Origin of the sequence: Myroides phaeus (assembly GCF_900099675.1) — a bacterium.
In the GTDB taxonomy this organism is placed as follows: Bacteria; Bacteroidota; Bacteroidia; order Flavobacteriales; family Flavobacteriaceae; genus Flavobacterium; species Flavobacterium phaeum.
Genome location: NZ_FNDQ01000043.1, coordinates 2,110 through 5,361, shown reverse-complemented (window position 1 = coordinate 5,361; position 3,252 = coordinate 2,110). Strand labels below are relative to the sequence as shown.

The following is a 3,252-nucleotide window of genomic DNA, read 5'->3' as shown; positions in this document are numbered from 1 at the left end:
TTCAAAAGAAAGGCGGCGTCATACTCTCCCACTGCTTAGCAGTACCATCTGCGCTAGCGGGCTTAACTTCTCTGTTCGAAATGGGAAGAGGTGAGCCCCGCTGCAATAACCACCTTAAATCGGTTGTTACCCTACGGATAACTAATATTTTTATATTAAGTTACTTAACTTTATACTATACAGTAAGTTTTGAATTGAATCTATTATCCAATTTATTGCTTAGAAAGTTGCCCTCTCCCTGAAATTATTCAGGGAGAGATACACATAAGCTTACGGGTTATTAGTACTACTCGACTTTGACATTACTGTCTTTACATCTATAGCCTATCAACGTGGTCATCTTCCACGACCCTTTAAAGAAATCTCATCTTGTGGTGGGTTTCGCACTTATATGCTTTCAGCGCTTATCCCTTCCCAACGTAGCTACTCTGCGATGCCCCTGGCGAGACAACAGATGCACTAGAGGTTGGTCCAAATCGGTCCTCTCGTACTAGAATCAGATCCACTCAAATTTCTAACGCCCACAGTAGATAGAGACCGAACTGTCTCACGACGTTCTGAACCCAGCTCGCGTGCCACTTTAATGGGCGAACAGCCCAACCCTTGGGACCTTCTCCAGCCCCAGGATGTGACGAGCCGACATCGAGGTGCCAAACCCCCCCGTCGATATGAGCTCTTGGGGGAGATCAGCCTGTTATCCCCGGCGTACCTTTTATCCTTTGAGCGATGGCCCTTCCATGCGGAACCACCGGATCACTATGCTCTACTTTCGTACCTGATCGACTTGTTTGTCTCTCAGTCAAGCTCCCTTATACCATTGCACTCTACGCACGGTTACCAAGCGTGCTGAGGGAACCTTTAGAAGCCTCCGTTACTCTTTTGGAGGCGACCACCCCAGTCAAACTACCCACCAAGCAATGTCCTTCCTTACGGAAGTTAGATCTCAAATAAGCAAAGGGTGGTATTTCAACAATGACTCCACAACGCCTAGCGACGCCATTTCAAAGTCTCCCACCTATCCTACACATCACTTATCCAAGAACAATACTAAGCTATAGTAAAGGTGCACAGGGTCTTTTCGTCCCACTGCGGGTAATCGGCATCTTCACCGATACTACAATTTCACCGAGCTCATGGCTGAGACAGTGTCCAGATCGTTACACCATTCGTGCAGGTCGGAACTTACCCGACAAGGAATTTCGCTACCTTAGGACCGTTATAGTTACGGCCGCCGTTTACTGGGGCTTCAATTCAATGCTTCTCAACAATTACTCACCGATAACATCTCCTCTTAACCTTCCAGCACCGGGCAGGTGTCAGGCCCTATACTTCATCTTACGATTTTGCAGAGCCCTGTGTTTTTGATAAACAGTCGCCTGGACCTTTTCACTGCGGCCAGCTTGCGCTGGCGACCTTTCTCCCGAAGTTACAGGTCTATTTTGCCTAGTTCCTTAGCCATGAATCTCTCGAGCGCCTTAGGATACTCTCCTCGACTACCTGTGTCGGTTTACGGTACGGGTACTTATAACCTAAGTTTAGAAGCTTTTCTTGACAGCCCTTAGGCACACTATCTCTTCGTCCGTAGACTCCGAGTACTATCGCATTTCTCCAAGTCCGACGCATTTTACTATCAGACCTATAGGTACGTGCTTCAACGAACTATTCCGTCAGTTCGCGGTGCTTTCATCACTGTGTCACTCCATCACTGTTATAAGTAGTACGGGAATATTAACCCGTTGGCCATCGACGTCCCCCTTCGGGTGTGCCTTAGGTCCCGACTAACCCTCAGCTGATTAGCATAGCTGAGGAAACCTTAGTCTTACGGCGTGCGGGTTTCTCGCCCGCATTATCGTTACTTATGCCTACATTTTCTTTTCTAAAAGGTCCAGCAATTCTCACAAATCACCTTCAACCCCGTTAGAATGCTCCCCTACCACTCACGCATAAAGCGTAAATCCATAGCTTCGGTAGTATACTTATGCCCGATTATTATCCATGCTCGATCGCTCGACTAGTGAGCTGTTACGCACTCTTTAAATGAATGGCTGCTTCCAAGCCAACATCCTAGCTGTCTGGGCAATCAAACCGCGTTTTTTCAACTTAGCATACATTTGGGGACCTTAGCTGATGGTCTGGGTTCTTTCCCTCTCGGACATGGACCTTAGCACCCATGCCCTCACTGATAATTATCATTACTTAGCATTCGGAGTTTGTCAGGAATTGGTAGGCGGTGAAGCCCCCGCATCCAATCAGTAGCTCTACCTCTAAGTAACTATCGATTATCGCTGCACCTAAATGCATTTCGGGGAGTACGAGCTATTTCCGAGTTTGATTGGCCTTTCACCCCTACCCACAGGTCATCCGAAAACTTTTCAGCGTTAAACGGTTCGGTCCTCCATTTAGTGTTACCTAAACTTCAACCTGCCCATGGGTAGATCACACGGTTTCGCGTCTACCACTACTGACTAAAGCGCCCTATTAAGACTCGCTTTCGCTACGGATCCAGACCTGAAGTCCTTATCCTTGCCAGCAACGGTAACTCGTAGGCTCATTATGCAAAAGGCACGCCGTCACCCAACGAATGGGCTCCGACCGCTTGTAGGCGTATGGTTTCAGGATCTATTTCACTCCGTTATTCACGGTTCTTTTCACCTTTCCCTCACGGTACTGGTTCACTATCGGTCTCTCAGGAGTATTTAGCCTTGGCGGATGGTCCCGCCGGATTCAATCAAGGTTTCACGTGCCCCGACCTACTCAGGATACCACTATTCTTATCTTCTCTTACTTGTACGGGACTATCACCCTCTTCGGTTTACCTTTCCAGGTAATTCTAATTAAATCCGCAAGAAATATCGTGGTCCTACAACCCCAATATTGCCGTAACAACATTGGTTTGGGCTATTCCGCGTTCGCTCGCCACTACTTGCGGAATCACTTTTGTTTTCTTCTCCTCTGCCTACTTAGATGTTTCAGTTCAGCAGGTTCGCCTCCTATTAGGATAGTATGTCTTCAACATACTGGGTTGCCCCATTCGGATATCTACGGATCAAGTCGTGTGTGCCGATCCCCGTAGCTTTTCGCAGCTTATCACGTCCTTCGTCGCCTCTGAGAGCCTAGGCATTCCCCATACGCCCTTATTTTGCTTATGTGCTTACAATTCTTTCGAATCGTACTTTCTATAAATTTTATTATTTTTGATTCTTTTCTAACTGTATTAGTTAAGTATCTCAATATGTCAATGATCGTTGTGGC

The 3,252-nt window shown here is 47.0% G+C and carries 2 rRNA genes; both read right to left on the bottom strand.

Features of this window, described 5'->3' with window-relative positions:
- Positions 1-7: 7 nt before the first annotated feature.
- Positions 8-117 (bottom strand): 5S ribosomal RNA (rrf, locus tag BLT46_RS12865).
- A gap of 143 nt (positions 118-260) precedes the next feature.
- A 23S ribosomal RNA gene (locus tag BLT46_RS12860) occupies positions 261-3,149 on the bottom strand.
- Between the last annotated feature and the right edge of the window lie 103 nt (positions 3,150-3,252).